Below are 16,871 nucleotides of genomic sequence, written 5' to 3' on the forward strand. Positions count from 1 at the left end.
CCTAGCCTGGAACCATGGATGCCCGCAGCGGACCCGAGCACAATCCTGCGGCGCTGAGCGCCCCGGATCCTCGCTGGGCCGCGCAGGCCCATCGCCACCTCGCGCAGCTCCGGGCTCGTTTCGCGGACCTCCCGGGCGCTCGGAGCGCTCTCGTCGACCACATCGGTTCGACGGCGGTTCCCGGGCTCGCGGCCAAGCCGTTCCTCGACCTGCAGGTGCGGATCCTGCCCCTGCCCGATGAAGAGGCGGTTGACGCGCGGATCGGGGACCTGGGCTACGTGCGGGCCCGGGGGGCACGCGCGGATCCACCGGGCATCGATCGGGACATCCCCCGAGGCGACGAGGTCGTGCCCCAGGAGGTCTGGGCCAAGGCGATCTTCGTCCACGAGGAGCAGCACGTGATCCTGCACATCCGGCGCACAGATTCTCCGTGGGGCCGCTACACCGTGTGGTTCCGGGACTGGTTGCGGGCGCATCCCCATGAGCGTGATCGGTACGGGGCGCTCAAGGCGGATCTCAGCGCCCAGAATGTCGGCAAGGACGACTACGACGACTACACCCGCGCCAAGACCGTGTTCCTCGACGAGGCGCAGGAGCAGTTCGAGAGGTGGGCACGAGGCTGAACGTCGTCGCGCAGATGCGGTGCCGTCGAGCGCGATCCCCCGGTGCGACCTGCGGGCCTCGGTGCTGGCCGCTCGGCGCTCCGCTCGTCCGCCATGACCAGGATATCTCGCAGATGGGGGCTTGCGGCAAGGCCCCCTCCCGGGTGGAGGATCACTCGCTCGTGCCCCGTCGGGCACGAGGACCCCACCCCTGGAGCACCTGTGCAGCACGCATCTCCCGACCGGTTCTTCGACCTGCCCCCCGGCCCCTCTCCCCGCGCGGATCCCGCGCTCGTCGCCTCCGACGAGGTCCACCTCGCCGCCATCGCGCAGGCGCTCGCCGCGGAGGTCAGCGATCTCGAGGACCGCACCGCCGGCATCCGCCGCGCGCCCGTGCGCGGCGGCCAGGAGTCCGTCCAGCGCGATGCCGAGCTGCGGCGCCTGGACGCGCGTCTGCGGTCGCTCCGAGGAGTCGGGCACGACGCCTGCCTGGGACGGATGACGCGCGACAGCGGTGAGCGCGTGCACATCGGCCGCCTGGGTCTCCAGGACTCCGACGGCACCACCCTCCTGGTCGACTGGCGCTCCCCCGCCGCCGAGCCGTTCTTCGCGGCGACCCGCGCCGAGCCCCTGGGGCTCACGAGCCGCCGCCGGTATCGCTGGTCCGGCGGCCGCGTGCGCGACTACTCCGATGAAGCCCTCGGGTTCGCGACCCGCGACGCGGACACCGCTCCGGACGACGAATCCTCCTTCCTCGACCAGCTGGCCGAGGTGCGCACACCTCGGATGCGCGACGTGCTGTCGACCATCGCCGCCGACCAGGACGCGATCGTCCGCGCAGATGCCCGGCGCCCCCTGGTGGTCGACGGCGGGCCCGGCACCGGCAAGACCGTGGTCGCCCTGCACCGCGCCGCGTACCTGCAGTACTTCGACCCGCGCCTGCGCGAGGGCCGGGGCCGCCTGCTGGTCGTCGGCCCGCACCGGCCCTACCTGCGCTACGTGGCAGACGTCCTCCCGGGCCTCGGCGAGGACGACGTCGTGACCTGCACCCTGGCCGATCTCGTGCCCGAGGGCGCCCGGGCCGAGCCCGAGACCGACCCGCGGGTGCGAGATCTCAAGGAGGATCCGCGGATGCTCGAGGCCGTCGAGCGCGCGATCGCATTCTCCGAGGACGCACCGACCTCGCCGCACGAGGTCGGCCCCGGGACGGGGCCGGTGCCCGTGCGTGCAACGGACTGGACCCTGGCGATCGACGGGGTCCCCGAGGGCACGCCCCACAACCTCGCACCGCGGCTGATCCTGGCCGAGCTGGCAGCCATCGTCGTCGAACGTCTCGGGGACGACGAGGACGCCCCCGGCGCCGACGCCGTCCAGGCGGCGCTCGCACGCGACGAGGAGGTGACCGCCTCGTTGCGGCGCGACTGGCCCACCCTGCGCGCCCCGCAGGTCGTGGCCGACCTGTGGGAGGTCCCCGCACTGCTGCGCCACTGCGCGCCGTGGCTCTCGCCCGAGGACCGCTCCCTGCTGTGACGGCAGTCCCCGCAGATGTGGACGATCGCGGACCTGCCCCTGCTGGATGCGGCGCGAGACCGCCTCGGGGACCCGGACGCCGAGACGCGGGACCGCCGCCGGGAGGCCGCGCGCGTGCGGGCTCGCACGGAGCTGGACGACGTCGTCGCCGACCTCATCGCGAGCGACGACACCGAGATGCTGCAGATGTCGATGCTGCGGGGCGAGGATCTGCGCGCCGATCTCGATGCCGCGGTCGGCACCGCACCGCCCAAGTTGGACGCCCTGGCGGGGCCGTTCCTGCATGTCGTCGTGGACGAGGCCCAGGAGCTCGGCGACACCGCCTGGCAGGTGATCCTGCGCCGCTGCCCCTCGCGGTCGCTGACGATCGTGGGCGATCGCGCCCAGGCGGCGGAGGGTTTCGAGGGCACCTGGGCCGAGCGCCTGTCCCGGGTGGGCCTGGACCGGGTGACCGTCTCCCCTCTCTCCATCAACTACCGCACTCCTGCCGAGATCATGGAGATCGCGGGGCCGGAGATCCGGGCGGCGGTCCCCGAGGCGAACGTGCCCCACTCGATCCGCCGCAGCGGCGTGCCCGTGCGGCGGGTCCCCCGGGACGGCCTGTCGAGGGTGCTGGACGAGGTGCGCCTCCGCATCGAGGCCGGGCACCAGGGCACGACCGCGATCATCGGCCTGGCGCTTCCGTCCGAGGTCCGGGAGCTCGCCGAGAGGCTCGGGACCGATCGCCTCCAGGTCACGACCCCCGACCTCGCCAAGGGGCTCGAGTTCGACACGGTCGTGCTCGTGGAGCCCGGGACCCTGGGCACCGGGCGCCACGGCGCCGCGGCGCGCTACGTCGCGATGACCCGCGCGACCCGCGAGCTCGTCGTCGTCGAGGACGAGCTCACGGACACTACTTGTCCGACCCCGCGGTGAGCCCCGTGACCAGGAACCGCTGGAAGCCCAGGTCGAGGGCCACGACGGGGATCGCGCAGACGAGGGAGGCCGCCATCATCTGCCCGTAGGGCGGCAGCGCCCCGCCCTCGCTGCCGGTGCTGAACACCTGCAGCACGACGGCGACCGTGCGGCTGCTGGGCTTGGTCATGATCTGGGCGTACATCACGTCGTTCCAGCCCAGCAGGAAGCTGAAGACGGCGGCCACGACGATCCCCGGCCAGCTCAACGGGAGGATCACCGTGCGGAACAGGGTGAAGGAGCTCGCCCCGTCGATCCGCGCCGCCTCGTCGAGCTCGCGCGGCAGGCCCCGCATGTAGGTGACCATCACCCAGGTGGCGAACGGCATCGCGAACGTCAGGTACGTGATGATCAGGCCCCAAGTGGTCCCGATGATCGAGATCCCGATCTTGCTCCCGAGGAAGGCGAACAGCACGAAGATCGGCACGAGCAGCAGGGTGCCGGGGATCGACTGCAGCCCCACGAGCGAGCGCAGCACCGTCAGGCGCCCCCGGAAGCGGTAGCGCACCAGGAAGTACGCCGCGGCGGCGGCGAGCAGGGAGGACACGATCGCCACGACGCCGGCGACGAGGAAGGAGTTGGCCAGCCCCCGGGCGAGGGGAACGGTGTTCCAGATCTGCTGGTAGTTGCCGAAGTTGAAGTCCTCGGGCCAGAGGTTGCCCGCGGCGACGTCCACGTCCGAGGAGATCGACGCGATGATCACGTAGAGGACCGGGACCAGGGCGAAGGCCAGCAGCACCGCGAGCACCACGACCCGCAGCCAGCCCGGGAGGATCCGTTCGGTGGCCCGGGAGCCCACGCGAGATGCGGCCATGTCAGCCATCCCCCTTGTCGAGCGTGATGATGCGCAGGCACACCAGCAGCGGGATGAGCACGAGGATCAGGGACACGATCGACATCGCGGCGCCCAGCCCGAACTGCGAGGTGGTGAAGGTGGTGGTGAAGGTGAGGACCGGCAGCACGTTGACGGCATCCGGGGCCGGGACGCCGAACATCAGCGCCGGCAGGGTGTACGCGTCGAAGTCGTGCAGCACAGAGATCACCGAGGCCAGGCCGACGGGGCCCTTGAGATAGGGCAGGACGATCCGACGCAGCTTCTTCCCGTAGCCGGCACCATCCAGCGCCGAGGCCTCGTGCCCCTCGACGGGGATCGACTGCAGGCCTGAGAGCACCAGCAGGTAGACGAACGGCCAGCTGGACCAGGCGGTCACGAAGATCAGGGCGGGCACGGAGAGCGGACCAGTCCGCGACCGGGGAAGGCCGTGTGGGTCGCCAGCGCCCCCGCCACCCCGAGGGGGATGACGATGATCGGCGCGGTGGCCGCGATGAACACGCTCGTCCCGTTGCTGTCGATACGCGGCGAGCTCGTGGAGGCGTCCTGGTAGTTGCTGAGACCCACGAACGCCGATCGCGTCCACGTGCGCAGCGTGTACTGGTTCAGGCCGAGGAGGGAGAACCACACGGCCATCGCCGCCGGGATCAGGATGACGACGGTGAGCAGGACCCCCAGCGGCGCGATCATCCACCAGGGTCGAGGCTCCCGTCGACCACGGTCCCGGCGGGTCCGGGACCCGGATCTCCGGAGGTCGGGGGTGACCTCCGCGGGACGGACAGTGGCACTCACGTCGGCTCGGAGTCGAGCGCCTTCTGGGCGGCCGTCTGCGCGTCGGAGAGCTGCTGGGTGAGCGTGCTCTCGGGGATGGGCCCTTGGCGAGCTCGGGCAGTTCTTGGTCGAGATCTCCGTGAGCGACACCTGGATCTGCGACCACGACCCCACGAACGGGGTGCCGAAGGACTGCTTGGCCGCCGCCGCGATGGGACCGAACGCCTCCGTCTCGGCCGACACCGCGGCCAGGGCCTCGACGTTGGTCGGGAAGTCGCCGAAGGTCTTCTGGTAGCCGATCTGCGGATCCTTGTCGGTCAGCAGCTTGAGGAAGGCGAACGCCAGGTCCTTGACCTCGGAGTAGTCGGCGACCACGACGTTGTCGCCGGAGAGGATCGACGCCACCTCCCTGCCGCCCGAGGGCAGCTCGGTCGCGCCCGGGGGGATCGTGGGCATGAGCGCGTAGGCGTACTTGCCGGCGACCGCCGAGGATTCGAGCGTGGGGAACGAGGTGGCCGTCGTCATGAGCATGATCGCCGCCTTGCCGGAGGCGAACTCGGCGAGCGCCTGGGCATTGGTCCAGCCGATCGATGCCGGGTCCACGACCTTGTCGTCGGTGAGCCACCGAAGTGGGTCTGGTACGCCGCGAGCACGGCCGGGTCGTCCAGCTGGGCCTTCTTGTCCTTGGTGACGATCTCGGTGCCGGCCTGCAGCGCCATCGCCCAGATGAACTTCCACGGATCGAACGTGTCGGCGTAGGCGACCGCGAGCCCGTACACGCCGTCCTTGGTGAGGTCCTTGGCGACCTCGCGCAGCTCGTCCCAGCTGGTGGGCACGTCGGTGATCCCGGCCTGCGAGAAGAGCTCGGTGTTGTAGGCGAGCACGAAGGGGTGGCTGCGCAGGGGGACCGCGACGAGGTTGTCCTCGTCCTTGCCGGAGATGCCCAGGGACGCCGGATCGAAGCGATCCCCGCCCCCGACCTTCGTCCACGCCGCGTCGTCGAGCGGCACGAACGCGCCGGTCGACGCCGCGAGCGCGGTGAAGGTCGTCCCCAGCATGTAGACGTCGGGGGCCTGTCCCGAGGTGACCGCGGTCCGGATGTGCTGGAGCTCGTCGTTGGCGCTCGCGAAGGTGTCGAACGAGACCTTCGCCTTGGTCTGCTCCCCGAACTCGGTGGAGATCTCGGTGAACCAGTCTCGCTGCTGCTCGGGGAGGTTGGAGTTGGCGGCGATGAGGACCGAGATGGTCTTGCCCGCCCCGTCGATGCCGCCGCCGTCGCCCCCTTCGCCGCCGCAGGCGCTGAACGCGAGGGCTCCGCCCATGAGTCCTGCCGTACCGGAGAAGAACGTCCGTCGATCCACGAGATTCGTCTCCTCGTCATCCCGCCTGTGTGCGGGGTCCGCGCCGTTGCGGATTGCGGTCAATGTAGGAGCGGCCTCGAACGGTCCTCGGTGGTAACCACGCCTTGCCGCTCCGGTGCTCGCTTCGTTACCTGATGTGCCGGTCTGCTCGTCTGTCGGTCCCTCCCCCTACGGTCGAGCTCGTCCCGACGTCCCGGCGATGCCCTCCATCGTCGGCGCTCCCCTGGAGGTCCGATGGCCCACCCTCGAAGCACAGCCCTGTGCGAGCGTGAACGCATCCGTGCACGGCTGGTCGATGCCCGGCCCGCTCTCACCCACCGTCTGGTCGTGGGGCCCAGCGGGTCCCTGACCCTGCCGGTCTCGGCAGGGCGCGCGATCGAGCTCGGCCGGCTGCCGCAGAGCGGGGTCCCGACGTGGGTGGTCGTCGAACCCGTCGCCGACGGAGTGCGGGTGCTCCGCCCGCGGTCGCTCGAGGACTGTGCGGACCTGGCCCTGGGGGCGCTGGCCCGCTGGTCGGCGACCCGGGCCTGCGCGGAGGGCCTCTGTGAGGAGCACCCTGGACCCGTGCCCCGGCGCGGGACGCTGCGCGCGGTGCCCTGACCACCGCCGTCCACGGCCCCCACAGGCCAGGTATCGGGACCGCGGTGGCACCCGACGTGCGCCCGGAAGGGCTCCCGTTCGGATTCTGCCCATTCCCGCCTCCACCGGGCACCCGTGGCCCTACCGTAGGTGCACAGGCCGGTGACGCCGCGTCCGGCGCGCTCCGACCACCCCCGAGGGGCGCACGTCCCGCGACGACGAGGAGCAGCTATGGCTGAGACCGCGCAGGACCCGAACCCCGAGCCGGAGGCCACGACCCCCGGGACCTCGGCCCCCGCTGCGGCACCGCCCGTGGTCGATCGCGCCGCCTTCGAGGCCGCTCTGGCCCAGCAGGTGGTTTTGGACAAGCAGGTCACCCGGGCCGGCGATGCGGCTGCCGCGGCGCGCCGTCGGCTCCCGATGGTCGAGGTGGAGGACTACGCGTTCACCGGCCCGGACGGGACGGTGCACCTGTCCGAGCTGTTCGGCGAGCACGATGTGCTGCTCGTGCAGAACGTGATGTTCGCGCCCGACTGGGACGAGGGCTGCCCGTCGTGCACGTGGGCGGTCGACAACCTCCCCGCGGACATGACCCGTCTCGCGGACGAGGGCATCGCCTTCGCCCTGATCTCCGAGGCGGGCATCGACAAGCTCGAGGCCTGGCGTGCGCGGCGCGGCTGGCCCCACACCTGGGTCTCCTCCGAGGGCACGGGCTACCACCGGGACTGGGGATGGACGCTGGAGAACCCCGACGGCGGGTACTCCGGCCCGGTGCCCGGCTACTCCTACTACCTGCGGCGCGGCGACCGGATCCATCTGACATACGCGACGCGGGCACGCGGGACCGAGGCGATCCTGCCGGTCGCCCAGATCATGGACCGCACGGTCTACGGCCGTCGACAGGACTGGGAGGACAGCCCCGAGGGCTGGCCCCAGCACCCCACCTACGGCTGAGGATCTTCCGTTGCCGTCGGTGTGTGCTCGCGACACGGCATCGCCCGAGGTCGGGCGAGCAATCGGAAGGCGCCGATGCATGCCGCGATGACCAGGGTCGCGAGCACGGCGAGCACGAAGAGGATGCCCAGGCCCCACAGGACCTCGGTCAGGGGAGGAACGACGAGCCGCATGGGACGTCCTCATGTCGATGGATTCGAGACATCGCGTCTGCGCCGATGCCCTGGATGCAGACCGTAGCACCGGCGGACCCTTCTGCCTCCCTCCGCCACCACGAGGACTCGCTGTGAGCGGGCCCCTGCCGGGAGCCGTCGCGGCGCTGCGCGATGATGGACGCACGGCAGGCGCCCGGCCAGGGTGCCGCACCCGAGCGCGAGGTGGACCTGTGGACAGCTCAGAGCCCCGGACCGATGACCTCACAGCCGGCACCTCGGCCCTGCGCGCCGCGCTGCCGTTGCTGGTGGCCGGCGTCGTGCTCGTCGTCGCCGAGCTCCTCATGCTCGTCGCCCTCACCAGCGCCGCCCGGGACGAGGCCGGGCTGATCCCGGATCAGGTCCCGCTGATCGTCGTGGCGATCGTCTGGGGACTGCTGAGCCTCGGGGTCGGCGTGCTGGCCATCGTCGGAGCCTGGAATCTCCTGCGCCGCGGGGCGCTCCCGTGGCTCCCGCTCGTGGTGGGCGCCGTGCTGTGGATCGTCGTCTCCGCCCTGGCCTTCGGTCTGCTGCGCCTGATCAGCTGACGTCGTCCGGGGAGCCCCGGGATGCTCGGGCGAGGAACGCCGGCAGCCACACGTGTTCCCAGTCCGTCTGCTCCTGGACCGCGTTGCCCTCACGGAGCGGCAGGGTGTCGGTGACCCAATAGGTCCCCAGGGAATCCCGACACAGCAGTCCGTAGTCGACGAGCTCCCGGCGCCAGAACGCCACGTCCTCGTGCACCGGACCGATGATCTGCCCGACCTCCCTCTCGGAGACGGTCTCCCCCGGCACGAAGCGCGCGAGGAGTTCGAGCAGGAGCGCGAACAGCGGGCGTCGTCGTGCGGGGATCTGCACGATCCGCCCGTCGACGACGAAGGGGCGCAGGAGGCGCTCGTGCTCGGCGCGCGCCCGATGCGGGTCCGGCCGTTCCGTCCGCGCAGCGCCAGGAGCGCTCGGGGCCGAGGTCGGCAGGAGTGCGGGATCGACGGCGCGCTCGGCGATCAGCGCGGCGCGGGCGGCGGTGTAGCTCTCGCCGGTGCGGGCCGAGCGAGCACGCACGACCCTCTTGAAGTCACGGTCGGTGGTCATGGCGGGTCCTTCGTGCCGGGTGCACCCCCGGAGTGCGTCGGCATGCGGACGCGGTCATGAGCATCGGACGGCCCGAGGATCTGCTCCCCTTCGTCGAGCGCGCGGTCCGGGGCCGGACGCCGACTGGGCGATGAGCCATCGCCGAACACGAACCTGTCACGCGCCGCCCCGTGCGGTCAAACGGGTTCCCGCGGAGGACCCTCGCCCTAGACTCGGGCCGCATGAGCGGGTCCTCGACCATCCGGATCCTCGGCGCGGGCGTCGCGGGTCTCGCCGCGGCCTCGCTGCTGGCCCGGGACGGCCACCGTGTGCACCTGTACGACGAGGCCTTCGCCCTGCCGTCCGTGGGCACCTCCCTGGGACTGTTCGGCGCGGCGCAGGAGGTCCTGCGCCGCCTCGGCGTCCTCGAGCAGGTCCGCGAGATCTCGGCGCGCCCCCGATCAGGTGTGGTGCGAGGCGCGCGGGGCCAGGTGATCGCCCGGATCCCGGCCGGCGGCGCCTTCCTCGTGGCGCGGACGGAACTGGTCGGGCTCCTGCTGGAGGCCCTGCCCTCGACGGTGCGGAGACATCACGAGCGCATCGAGGACATCCGCCCCCTCCGCGCGGACGCGGACGTCCTGGTCGGTGCCGACGGCCTGCACTCCCTCGTGCGGCGTTCGGGTTGGGGGGATCGCGCACGGGTGCGGAACTGCGGACGGACGGTCCTGCGGGGGACGGCCACGATCCCTCCTCCGGAGATCTCCGAGACCTGGAACCCTCGGTTCCTGTTCGGGATCACGCCCCTGGCCGACGGCGGCACCAACTGGTTCGCGGCCGTCCCCGAGCACCGGTCCGCGCGCATCACCGAGGCCATCGAGCATCTGCGCGGCATCGCCGGCGGCCGCAGATCCCGCCTGCACCGTGGTCCACGGCATCGCGACCGTCCCCGGCGTCGTGCCCGTGCGCGAGAACGTGGTGCTGATCGGGGACGCCGCCCACGCGATGGCCCCCAACCTCGGACACGGCGCGAACACCGCGCTCGTCGACGCCCGCGTGCTCGCCGATCGTCTGCGCACCGCGCGGACCGTGCCCGGAGCCCTCGCCTCCTACGCCGTGGCCCGGCACCTCCCGGACCAGGCATGGAGGATCGGCTCGACGGCGGTGCTGGGGCTGGGCACCGCCCGACGCGGTGCCGGGCTCCGGGATCGTGCGATCTCGCTGCTCGTCGGCACCGGGCGCGCCGCTACGGTGGCCGAGGGCTCGGCGCGGTGACACGCGAGGGTCCGCGGGCTCGGCGCGCTGCCACGCGAGGATCCCCGCGACGCCCTCGATGCCGGCGGGCGCGCGAGGATCGGCGTCACGTCCTGGGCGCCGGACCGCCCGGGCGCGGTCGGCTCGCGATGCGGGGCGCTCAGCGTTCCCGGGAGGACAGCACGCAGAACTCGTTGCCCTCGGGATCGGCGAGGACCTCCCAGCTCACGTCGGCGGACTGTCCGACGTCGGCTCGGGTGGCGCCATGGTCCAGGAGTCGCTGGATCTGGGCGTCGCGATCGTCCTCGAGATGCGGTGCGAGGTCGATGTGGAGACGGTTCTTGAGCGTCTTGGGCTCGTCGACATGGACGAACACGAGCCCGGGCGGTGCGCTCGCCCAGGCCGCGGCGGGGATCGGGGCGTCCTCGAGCTCGGGCGGGATCACCGCCACCTCCTCGTCGTTCTCGAAGACGATGCGCCAGCCCAGGGCCTCGGCCCACCACCGGGCCTGGGCGTGGATGTCGCGGCAGTCGATGACGACGGTGTAGAAGCGCAGCTGCATGGTGTCCCTCCCGGGCTCTGTCCCTGCGCCCGGAACGGCCCGGGTGACCCGACCGTACCGTCGGAGCCCGACGGACGTGGCGCCTCCGGAGAAGTCGGACGTCCTCGGACCGAAATCGCAGCATGCCGGCGCCGACGGGATCACAGGCACACGGGCACACGAGCTCACGAGCTCACGAGCTCACGAGCACACGGGCTTACGGGCTTACGTGCTTACGTGCCTACGATCGCGCCATGACGCGCGCACGGCGGTGGACCCGCACCGAGGAGTCCATCGCGCTGGGCTCCGGACCGGAGGTCTTCGATCGCGCCGCGCGCGCCCTGTTCTCCTGGGAGTTCCACCGAAGTGCGGGCCTGCGGGTCGAGGGTCCGGCACGGGTCGAGCCGCTCGGATCCCGCGAGGTGACGGCGACCCTGCACGTGCGGTGCGGGCCCGTGACCATGCGTGCACCGGTCCGACTCGTCGCCGTCGAACGGACCTCCCTGCGTGCGGCCTTCACCTACCGGGCGCTGCCCGGACATCCCGAGGAGGGCGAGGAGACGTTCGCGGTGACCGTCGACGATGCCGCCGGCACCGTCCGGTTCACCCTGGACGCCCTCTCCCGCCCCGGCCCGTGGTGGGCCCGGGTCGGCGCGCCGGTGGCCCGCGCGGTCCAGCGACGGATCACCGCGCGCTACCTCGAGGCGGCCCTCCGGGCCGTCCGCTGAACAGCCCGGCCCACTGCCGGGCATCGAGATCGCGCGGCAGAGCGCGGGGCGAGATGCCGAGCTGCGCGCACGCGTCGGCGGCGGCCGTGCGCGAGCCCCAGCCCGTCCGCGCCAGGATGTCGCGCACCCCGTGGCCGCGACCGGTGAACACCCGGCCCACGAAGGCGCGATAGGCCCCCGCGTCGCCCTGCGGCAGGAGCGGACGCCTCCGGCGCTCGATCACCAGGATCCCGCCGTCGACAGAGGGCACCGGCCGGAACGCGCGGGCGGGCACGCGTGCCTCGAGCCGCATCTCGAACCAGGGCCAGACCGCGGCGGTCATGCGGGTCGCGCCGCCGACACCGGCCCGCTTGCGCGCCACCTCCCATTGCACGATGAGAACCGCCCGGTGCCAGCCGTGGCGGCGGAACAGGTGGCGCAGCACGGGGGTGGTGATGTGGAAGGGGACGTTGCCCACCACGGTCGAGCCGCGGGGCGGGGCATGACGCAGGAGGTCGCCCTCGGTGATGGTGACGTCGGGTCCGACCCTGTGGCGCTGCCGCGCGGCACGCTCCGGATCGATCTCGACGCCCTCGAGAGGACGGCCCAGCTCCCCGAGAGGTCGGGTCAGAGCTCCGTCGCCCGTGCCCCATTCGACGAGCGGCCCGCGCGAGGCCGCGGCGAGGCGCACCACGTGAGCGATGACGCGAGGGTCGGTGAGGAAGTTCTGGCCCAGCTCGTGGCGGCCGGGGCGATGGGGATGGGACATGGGATGGCTCCTGTCCGAAGGAGGGAGCCGGGCAGCACGACGCACCGCCCGGCCATGGGCCGAGGGCGGCGCGGAAGCGTCGGGACAGGGGTGTCGCTGGGATCCGCGCCGTCAGGGACGGCGGGTCCGCACGAATGCCGAGCAGGTCATCATCACGGGACGACCGTACGGGGCAGGGAAGGTCGAGCGCACGGGTTTTCGCCCCCAGGGGCTCCCCGGTCAGCGGGGGCGGCGCGCGAGGGTCGAGATGACGTGCCAGTGCTTCTTGTCGTCGCGGAAGGAGCGGCCGTCCTCGTCGCGGACGTTCTGCTCCAGGATCACGAGGTCCTCGAACATCGATGCGAGCTCGCTCTGGGTCACGGTGGCCACGTCGTCCTGACCCGCCCAGGTGTCGCGATCTCCGAACAGGTCCACCGCGACCACACCCCCGGGCTTCAGGGCCGCGCGCAGGCGGGCCCACACGGCCGGGAGGTCCGCGCCGAGCATCGGCAGGGAGTACGCGGCGTAGACCACGTCCGCCTCGGGGAAGGTCTCGACCTGAGCGGCATCGCCGTGGTGGAACTGCACGTGGCCGCTCATGCGGGTGTTCTCGACCAGGCGGGCCGTGAGAGTGTCGTCGGAGTCGTAGGCGTGGACCATCCATCCATGCCGCGCGAACTCGAGGGCGTCGGCGCCCCCGCCCGCTCCGATCTCGAGGACCGTCCGGCCCTGGCCGCCGCCCGCCGCGAGGATGGCCTTGGCGACGAGCCGTCGCGCGGGACGCCCCGCAGCCGACGCATTATACGCGTGCCAATCCATGTCTGGTGCCGTCTGCATGTTTTCCAGGGTAACGATACGGGCGTCGTTGTCCACCATCGTGACTACGCCGCGGGCGAACGTCGACATGCGAGGCCATCGAGGAGCGGAGCCTCGTCCGCGGGCTCGGGACATCCCGCCCTATGATCCATCGATGACCTGCGCGGACGACGACGACACGCCCATCGAGCCGCACCCAGCCTCGTCATCTGCGCCCCGACCACCCGGTCCGGCCCCGACCGTTCCGCCTGTGACCCACGCCGCACCTCCGCAGGAGCCGGTGCCCGCCGCACCGCGCGAGATCGGCCCCGAGGACGTGCCGCTCGCGGTCGCGGTGCTCCACGCCGCCTTCGCCGAGTACACGTCCCGGGGAGCACCGTCGGGCGCGATGCTCGAGACCGTGTCCTCGGTGCGCGAGGCGCTCGCCTCCGGGGTGCGCATCGCGATCGTCGAGCGCGACGGCGAGCCCGTCGCCAGCGTTCGGATCGCCGTGGGCGAGGACCGGATCCCGCACTTCTCGCGTCTGGCGGTCGTGCCCGACGCACGGGGCGCGGGCCTGGCCCGTGCCCTCGTGGACTGGGCGCGCGACCGCGCGCGGGAGATGGGCGCCCCCGAGCTCGGATGCGTCGTCCGCGCCGCCGAGCAGGGCAACATCGACCTGTACACGCACCTGGGGCTGCGGGTGGTCTCCCGCGGCAGCCGCCGCAGCCTCACCGGGGCCGTCCTCGACGTGGTCGAGATGCGCCAGGAGCTCTGAGGTCCTCGGGCCGAGCACCTCCGGACGACCGGGACGTCTCCCGCATCACGTCCGGCCTCCATGGCGTTCCGGATGTCGGGGCGGGGGCATACATTTCCTCTGCGCGACCTGCCCCCGGCACCCGGGAGCCCGTGAGGGCCGCATCGATCCGTTCCCCAGGAGGCGCCCGTGAGCACCCCATCGACCCCCACCGACGTCAACGCGGAGGCCGCGACCGACCGCGACCCGCGGATGGATCGGCCCTGGCCAGCGATGTGGTCCATCGTGCTGGGCTTCTTCATGATCCTCGTCGACACGACCATCGTCACGGTGGCCCTGCCCCGCATGCAGGAGGACCTGGGCACCTCGCTGAACTCCCTGATCTGGGTCACCAGCGCCTATCTCCTGGCCTACGCCGTCCCGCTGCTGATCACCGGTCGCCTCGGGGACCGGTTCGGGATGAAGAACCTGTACCTGATCGGGCTGGTCACGTTCACCGCGGCCTCCCTGTGGTGCGGGCTCTCGGGCAGCGTCGAGATGCTCATCGTGGCGCGCGTGGTCCAGGGGCTCGGCGCCGGTATGATGACACCGCAGACGATGTCCATGATCACCCGCATGTTCCCGCCCGCCCAGCGCGCCCAGGCCATGTCGATCTGGGGAGCCACCGCGGGCCTGGCCACCCTCGTGGGCCCCATCGCGGGCGGCCTGCTCGTCGACGGCCCCGGGTGGACCTGGATCTTCTTCGTCAACATCCCCGTGGGCATCGTCGCGCTCGTCCTCGCCGTGCGCAACGTCCCGCGGTTCTCACGCCGCTCCCACGGGTTCGACTGGATCGGCGTGGTGCTGTCGGCGGTCGGCCTGTTCCTCCTCGTCTTCGGCGTGCAGGAGGGCAACGTCTACGACTGGGGCACCATCACGAGCAACCTGCAAATCGGCAGCTGGAGCACCGGCATCCCGGTGACGGTGCCCGCGCTCATCATCGCCGGCATCGTCGTCATGATCGCCTTCGTCCTCTGGCAGGCCGTCAACCCGCGCGAGCCCCTCGTCCCGCTCTCGCTGTTCCGGGACCGCAACTTCTCGGTCGCCAACATCGCCATCGCCATGATGGGCGCGACGGTGCTCACCCTGGCCTTCCCGATCACCCTGTACTTCCAGCAGGTGCACGGGCTCTCCCCCACCGGTGCGGCCCTCATGACCACGCCGATGGCCGTGCTGTCCGGGGTGCTGGCCCCCGTGGTCGGTCGCCTCATCAACCGCGTGAACCCGCGCTGGCTCGCCGTGGGCGGCTTCGCGAGCATCGCCGTCGGCCTTGTGTGGCTGCGGGCACTCATGGAGCCGGACACCTCGCGTCTTCTCCTGCTGCTGCCGTTCCTGCTGCTGGGCCTGGGCAACGCCCTGATCTGGGGGCCGCTGTCGATGACCGCCACCCGCAACCTCCCACCCCGCATGGCGGGTGCCGGGTCCGGCGTCTACAACGAGACGCGCCAGATCGGCTCCGTGCTGGGCTCGGCCGCGATCGCCTCGATCATGAGCTCGAACATCGCGAGCCAGATCGCGGCGGTCTCCCCCGGCGGCGCGGCGCCCGCCGGCGGTGCCGGGGAGGCCGCGCAGACGGGCGTCCTGCCCGCAGTCCTCCACGCTCCGTTCGCCACCGCGATGGGCGACTCCCTGCTGCTGCCGATCGCCCTGGCGGTGGCCGGGATGCTGGCGTCCCTGGTGATCGGGCGGCCCGTCGACCGCGGAGCGTGGTCGGAGAACTGATCGCGTGGGCGGGACGGCCCGGGACGGCGCGGAGCGCCGCTGCTACGGTCGGGCCGATGAGCCCCATCACGCCCCGACCCCCCGCGTCCCGCCACGTCACCCAGATCATCCGGCGACCCCTCGCAGAGGTCTACGCCTTCGCGGCCGATCCGCAGAACCTGCCCCGATGGGCTCGCGGCCTGGCCGGATCCGACGTCCGCCGCGAGGCCGAGGCCTGGTCGATGGACTCCCCGATGGGGCGGGTGCTGGTCCGCTTCGCGGCTCCCAACGACCTGGGGGTCCTCGATCACGTGGTCACCCTCGCAGACGGCACATCCGTGCTGAACCCCATGCGGGTCCTGGCGCTGGGCCCCGAGGCCAGCGAGGTCGTGTTCACGGTGCGACAGGATTCCCCCGAGGCCCTGGACGAGGACGCCGCAGCTGTCGCCGAGGACCTCGAGCGCCTGCGCGAGGTCCTCGAGCACGACGCCTGACCCGGATCCCCGCGCCCGCAACGCGACATCCGGCGCCCGACACCCAGCACCCAGCACCCACCACCCGACACCCGACACCCGACACCCGACACCCGACAGTCCCGCGGGAGGGCGGGGTGTGGTGGCCCGGTGAAGGTGCGGCGCACATCTCGCCCCTCCCTCGTGACCGCACCCTGCGTCCACCTACGATCGCGATGTGCCCTTCACCCTCGCCCACCCGCTCGCCGTCGTCCCGCTGCGCCGCACCGGCCTGCCGCTGGACGCGCTGGCGATCGGCGCGATGATCCCGGACCTCGTGCTGTTCACCGGCCTGCCCGTCGCCTACTCGACCACCCACGCGCCGCTCGGGACCGTGAGCGTGGATCTCGTGCTCGGTGCCGCGTTGCTGCTGCTGTGGCGGCTGCTCCTCCGCGTGCCCCTCATGGACGCCGCACCGGACTGGGTGCGGGAGCGCCTCCCTGCGCTCCGCACCCCGGATCGCAGCGCCCTCGGGAGGCTGCGCACCGTGCTTCTGGCCGCGGTGGCACTCGTGATCGGCGCCTGGACCCACATCACCTGGGACGCCTTCACGCACTCCCATGGCTGGATGGTCCAGCGGGTGCCGTGGCTGTCCTCCGTCATCGAGGGGCTCCCGGTCCACGCCTGGCTGCAGTACCTCAGCTCCGTCGTGGGCCTGGTGGGGATCGCGGCCCTCGCCGTGCTGGCGCTCGGTCGTGGCGTCGCGCGTCCGGTCCCCCGTCTCCACGCCCACGCCACCCTGCTGGTGCTGGTCCTCCCCGCCGTGCTCGCCGCGGGGACCGCCGGCACCGTGCTCGGGGCGAGCTGGGGGACGATGCCGCCGCGCGACATCGTCTTCCTCCTCGCGACGCGCCCCGTGACGGCTGCGGCGATCGGACTGCTCGCCGCATGCGCGCTGTGGTGGGCGCTCCCCCGCACCGCGCCATCGGAGGTCACGGCGACAGCGGACGGTGCCCGCACCTCCTAGGATGTCCG

The 16,871-nt window shown here is 72.2% G+C and carries 20 protein-coding genes and 1 pseudogene; 13 read left to right on the forward strand and 8 right to left on the reverse strand.

Going from position 1 to position 16,871, the window contains the following annotated elements:
* Positions 1–14 precede the first annotated feature (14 nt).
* From ACT3TZ_RS09345 to ACT3TZ_RS09355, 3 genes are all read left to right on the forward strand, one after another.
* Positions 15–623, forward strand: coding sequence for a GrpB family protein (locus ACT3TZ_RS09345; RefSeq protein ID WP_444583139.1), 609 nt, complete (start codon positions 15–17; stop codon positions 621–623).
* Positions 624–824: 201 nt separating this feature from the next.
* Positions 825–2,132, forward strand: a complete 1,308-nt coding sequence (locus tag ACT3TZ_RS09350) for a hypothetical protein (protein ID WP_444583140.1) — start codon at positions 825–827, stop codon at positions 2,130–2,132.
* A gap of 15 nt (positions 2,133–2,147) precedes the next feature.
* On the forward strand, positions 2,148–3,047 hold the full coding sequence (locus ACT3TZ_RS09355) for an ATP-binding domain-containing protein (RefSeq protein ID WP_444583141.1): 900 nt from the start codon (positions 2,148–2,150) through the stop codon (positions 3,045–3,047).
* Here the strand turns inward: ACT3TZ_RS09355 and ACT3TZ_RS09360 are convergent.
* The 4 genes from ACT3TZ_RS09360 to ACT3TZ_RS09375 are packed head-to-tail and all read right to left on the reverse strand — an operon-like array spanning position 3,025 to position 6,050.
* Positions 3,025–3,900: a carbohydrate ABC transporter permease gene (locus ACT3TZ_RS09360; RefSeq protein WP_444583142.1), complete on the reverse strand. Its 876-nt coding sequence runs from the start codon at positions 3,898–3,900 to the stop codon at positions 3,025–3,027. The genes ACT3TZ_RS09355 and ACT3TZ_RS09360 overlap by 23 nt on opposite strands.
* Position 3,901: 1 nt before the next feature.
* Positions 3,902–4,315, reverse strand: coding sequence for a carbohydrate ABC transporter permease (locus ACT3TZ_RS09365; RefSeq protein WP_444583143.1), 414 nt, complete (start codon positions 4,313–4,315; stop codon positions 3,902–3,904).
* The gene (locus ACT3TZ_RS09370) at positions 4,303–5,292 is read right to left on the reverse strand and encodes an extracellular solute-binding protein (protein WP_444583144.1); all 990 of its coding nucleotides are present in this window, start codon (positions 5,290–5,292) and stop codon (positions 4,303–4,305) included. Before ACT3TZ_RS09370 ends, ACT3TZ_RS09365 begins: the two co-directional genes overlap by 13 nt.
* On the reverse strand, positions 5,211–6,050 hold the full coding sequence (locus ACT3TZ_RS09375; protein WP_444583145.1) for an ABC transporter substrate-binding protein: 840 nt from the start codon (positions 6,048–6,050) through the stop codon (positions 5,211–5,213). Before ACT3TZ_RS09375 ends, ACT3TZ_RS09370 begins: the two co-directional genes overlap by 82 nt.
* 234 nt (positions 6,051–6,284) lie before the next feature.
* Here ACT3TZ_RS09375 and ACT3TZ_RS09380 point away from each other — a divergent pair, with 234 nt between their 5' ends.
* From ACT3TZ_RS09380 to ACT3TZ_RS09390, 3 genes are all read left to right on the forward strand, one after another.
* Positions 6,285–6,650 (forward strand): hypothetical protein, encoded by a 366-nt coding sequence (locus tag ACT3TZ_RS09380; protein WP_444583146.1) that lies wholly within the window; start codon positions 6,285–6,287, stop codon positions 6,648–6,650.
* A 210-nt stretch (positions 6,651–6,860) separates the two neighbouring features.
* The gene (locus ACT3TZ_RS09385) at positions 6,861–7,583 is read left to right on the forward strand and encodes a DUF899 family protein (RefSeq protein WP_444583147.1); all 723 of its coding nucleotides are present in this window, start codon (positions 6,861–6,863) and stop codon (positions 7,581–7,583) included.
* Between the two features lie 385 nt (positions 7,584–7,968).
* Complete coding sequence (locus ACT3TZ_RS09390; RefSeq protein ID WP_444583148.1) at positions 7,969–8,322, forward strand: hypothetical protein; 354 nt, start codon at positions 7,969–7,971, stop codon at positions 8,320–8,322.
* Here ACT3TZ_RS09390 and ACT3TZ_RS09395 read toward each other — a convergent pair.
* The gene (locus ACT3TZ_RS09395; protein ID WP_444583149.1) at positions 8,315–8,866 is read right to left on the reverse strand and encodes a DUF2087 domain-containing protein; all 552 of its coding nucleotides are present in this window, start codon (positions 8,864–8,866) and stop codon (positions 8,315–8,317) included. The genes ACT3TZ_RS09390 and ACT3TZ_RS09395 overlap by 8 nt on opposite strands.
* A 221-nt stretch (positions 8,867–9,087) precedes the next feature.
* Here ACT3TZ_RS09395 and ACT3TZ_RS09400 point away from each other — a divergent pair.
* Positions 9,088–9,156 (forward strand): annotated as a pseudogene (locus tag ACT3TZ_RS09400) (hypothetical protein); the annotation flags it as partial.
* Positions 9,157–9,490: 334 nt separating this feature from the next.
* Positions 9,491–10,117 carry an FAD-dependent oxidoreductase gene (locus ACT3TZ_RS09405; protein ID WP_444583150.1) on the forward strand — a complete coding sequence of 209 codons (627 nt, stop codon included), beginning with the start codon at positions 9,491–9,493 and terminating at the stop codon, positions 10,115–10,117.
* Positions 10,118–10,256: 139 nt separating this feature from the next.
* Here the strand turns inward: ACT3TZ_RS09405 and ACT3TZ_RS09410 are convergent, their stop codons facing one another.
* Positions 10,257–10,658 (reverse strand): VOC family protein, encoded by a 402-nt coding sequence (locus ACT3TZ_RS09410; protein WP_444583151.1) that lies wholly within the window; start codon positions 10,656–10,658, stop codon positions 10,257–10,259.
* Positions 10,659–10,891: 233 nt separating this feature from the next.
* Between ACT3TZ_RS09410 and ACT3TZ_RS09415 the strand changes: the two genes are divergently transcribed.
* Positions 10,892–11,365, forward strand: coding sequence for a DUF1990 family protein (locus ACT3TZ_RS09415; protein ID WP_444583152.1), 474 nt, complete (start codon positions 10,892–10,894; stop codon positions 11,363–11,365).
* Here ACT3TZ_RS09415 and erm read toward each other — a convergent pair.
* Together erm and ACT3TZ_RS09425 are read right to left on the reverse strand one after the other, a co-directional pair.
* On the reverse strand, positions 11,322–12,113 hold the full coding sequence (erm, locus tag ACT3TZ_RS09420) for a 23S ribosomal RNA methyltransferase Erm (protein WP_444583153.1): 792 nt from the start codon (positions 12,111–12,113) through the stop codon (positions 11,322–11,324). The genes ACT3TZ_RS09415 and erm overlap by 44 nt on opposite strands.
* A 219-nt stretch (positions 12,114–12,332) precedes the next feature.
* Positions 12,333–12,929 carry a class I SAM-dependent methyltransferase gene (locus ACT3TZ_RS09425; protein WP_444583154.1) on the reverse strand — a complete coding sequence of 199 codons (597 nt, stop codon included), beginning with the start codon at positions 12,927–12,929 and terminating at the stop codon, positions 12,333–12,335.
* A gap of 229 nt (positions 12,930–13,158) precedes the next feature.
* Between ACT3TZ_RS09425 and ACT3TZ_RS09430 the strand changes: the two genes are divergently transcribed.
* The 4 genes from ACT3TZ_RS09430 to ACT3TZ_RS09445 all read left to right on the forward strand — a co-directional run bounded on the left by ACT3TZ_RS09430 (position 13,159) and on the right by ACT3TZ_RS09445 (position 16,863).
* The gene (locus ACT3TZ_RS09430) at positions 13,159–13,665 is read left to right on the forward strand and encodes a GNAT family N-acetyltransferase (RefSeq protein ID WP_444583155.1); all 507 of its coding nucleotides are present in this window, start codon (positions 13,159–13,161) and stop codon (positions 13,663–13,665) included.
* Between the two features lie 231 nt (positions 13,666–13,896).
* Positions 13,897–15,405, forward strand: a complete 1,509-nt coding sequence (locus tag ACT3TZ_RS09435; RefSeq protein ID WP_444583250.1) for a DHA2 family efflux MFS transporter permease subunit — start codon at positions 13,897–13,899, stop codon at positions 15,403–15,405.
* Positions 15,406–15,461: 56 nt separating this feature from the next.
* Positions 15,462–15,878 (forward strand): SRPBCC family protein, encoded by a 417-nt coding sequence (locus tag ACT3TZ_RS09440; RefSeq protein WP_444583156.1) that lies wholly within the window; start codon positions 15,462–15,464, stop codon positions 15,876–15,878.
* A gap of 196 nt (positions 15,879–16,074) precedes the next feature.
* Positions 16,075–16,863 carry a DUF4184 family protein gene (locus ACT3TZ_RS09445; protein ID WP_444583157.1) on the forward strand — a complete coding sequence of 263 codons (789 nt, stop codon included), beginning with the start codon at positions 16,075–16,077 and terminating at the stop codon, positions 16,861–16,863.
* Positions 16,864–16,871 lie beyond the last annotated feature (8 nt).

Origin of the sequence: Brachybacterium sp. AOP25-B2-12 (genome assembly GCF_052378625.1) — a bacterium.
In the GTDB taxonomy this organism is placed as follows: Bacteria; Actinomycetota; Actinomycetes; order Actinomycetales; family Dermabacteraceae; genus Brachybacterium.

Excerpts from the sequence above, each read along its gene's own strand:
- ACT3TZ_RS09345 (WP_444583139.1), top strand. The coding sequence starts at position 15 with ATGGATGCCCGCAGCGGACCCGAGCACAATCCTGCGGCGCTGAGCGCC.
- ACT3TZ_RS09355 (WP_444583141.1), top strand. The coding sequence starts at position 2,148 with ATGTGGACGATCGCGGACCTGCCCCTGCTGGATGCGGCGCGAGACCGC.
- ACT3TZ_RS09360 (WP_444583142.1), bottom strand. The coding sequence starts at position 3,900 with ATGGCCGCATCTCGCGTGGGCTCCCGGGCCACCGAACGGATCCTCCCG.
- ACT3TZ_RS09380 (WP_444583146.1), top strand. The coding sequence starts at position 6,285 with ATGGCCCACCCTCGAAGCACAGCCCTGTGCGAGCGTGAACGCATCCGT.
- ACT3TZ_RS09385 (WP_444583147.1), top strand. The coding sequence starts at position 6,861 with ATGGCTGAGACCGCGCAGGACCCGAACCCCGAGCCGGAGGCCACGACC.
- ACT3TZ_RS09395 (WP_444583149.1), bottom strand. The coding sequence starts at position 8,866 with ATGACCACCGACCGTGACTTCAAGAGGGTCGTGCGTGCTCGCTCGGCC.
- ACT3TZ_RS09410 (WP_444583151.1), bottom strand. The coding sequence starts at position 10,658 with ATGCAGCTGCGCTTCTACACCGTCGTCATCGACTGCCGCGACATCCAC.
- ACT3TZ_RS09415 (WP_444583152.1), top strand. The coding sequence starts at position 10,892 with ATGACGCGCGCACGGCGGTGGACCCGCACCGAGGAGTCCATCGCGCTG.
- erm (WP_444583153.1), bottom strand. The coding sequence starts at position 12,113 with ATGTCCCATCCCCATCGCCCCGGCCGCCACGAGCTGGGCCAGAACTTC.
- ACT3TZ_RS09425 (WP_444583154.1), bottom strand. The coding sequence starts at position 12,929 with ATGCAGACGGCACCAGACATGGATTGGCACGCGTATAATGCGTCGGCT.
- ACT3TZ_RS09435 (WP_444583250.1), top strand. The coding sequence starts at position 13,897 with ATGGATCGGCCCTGGCCAGCGATGTGGTCCATCGTGCTGGGCTTCTTC.
- ACT3TZ_RS09440 (WP_444583156.1), top strand. The coding sequence starts at position 15,462 with ATGAGCCCCATCACGCCCCGACCCCCCGCGTCCCGCCACGTCACCCAG.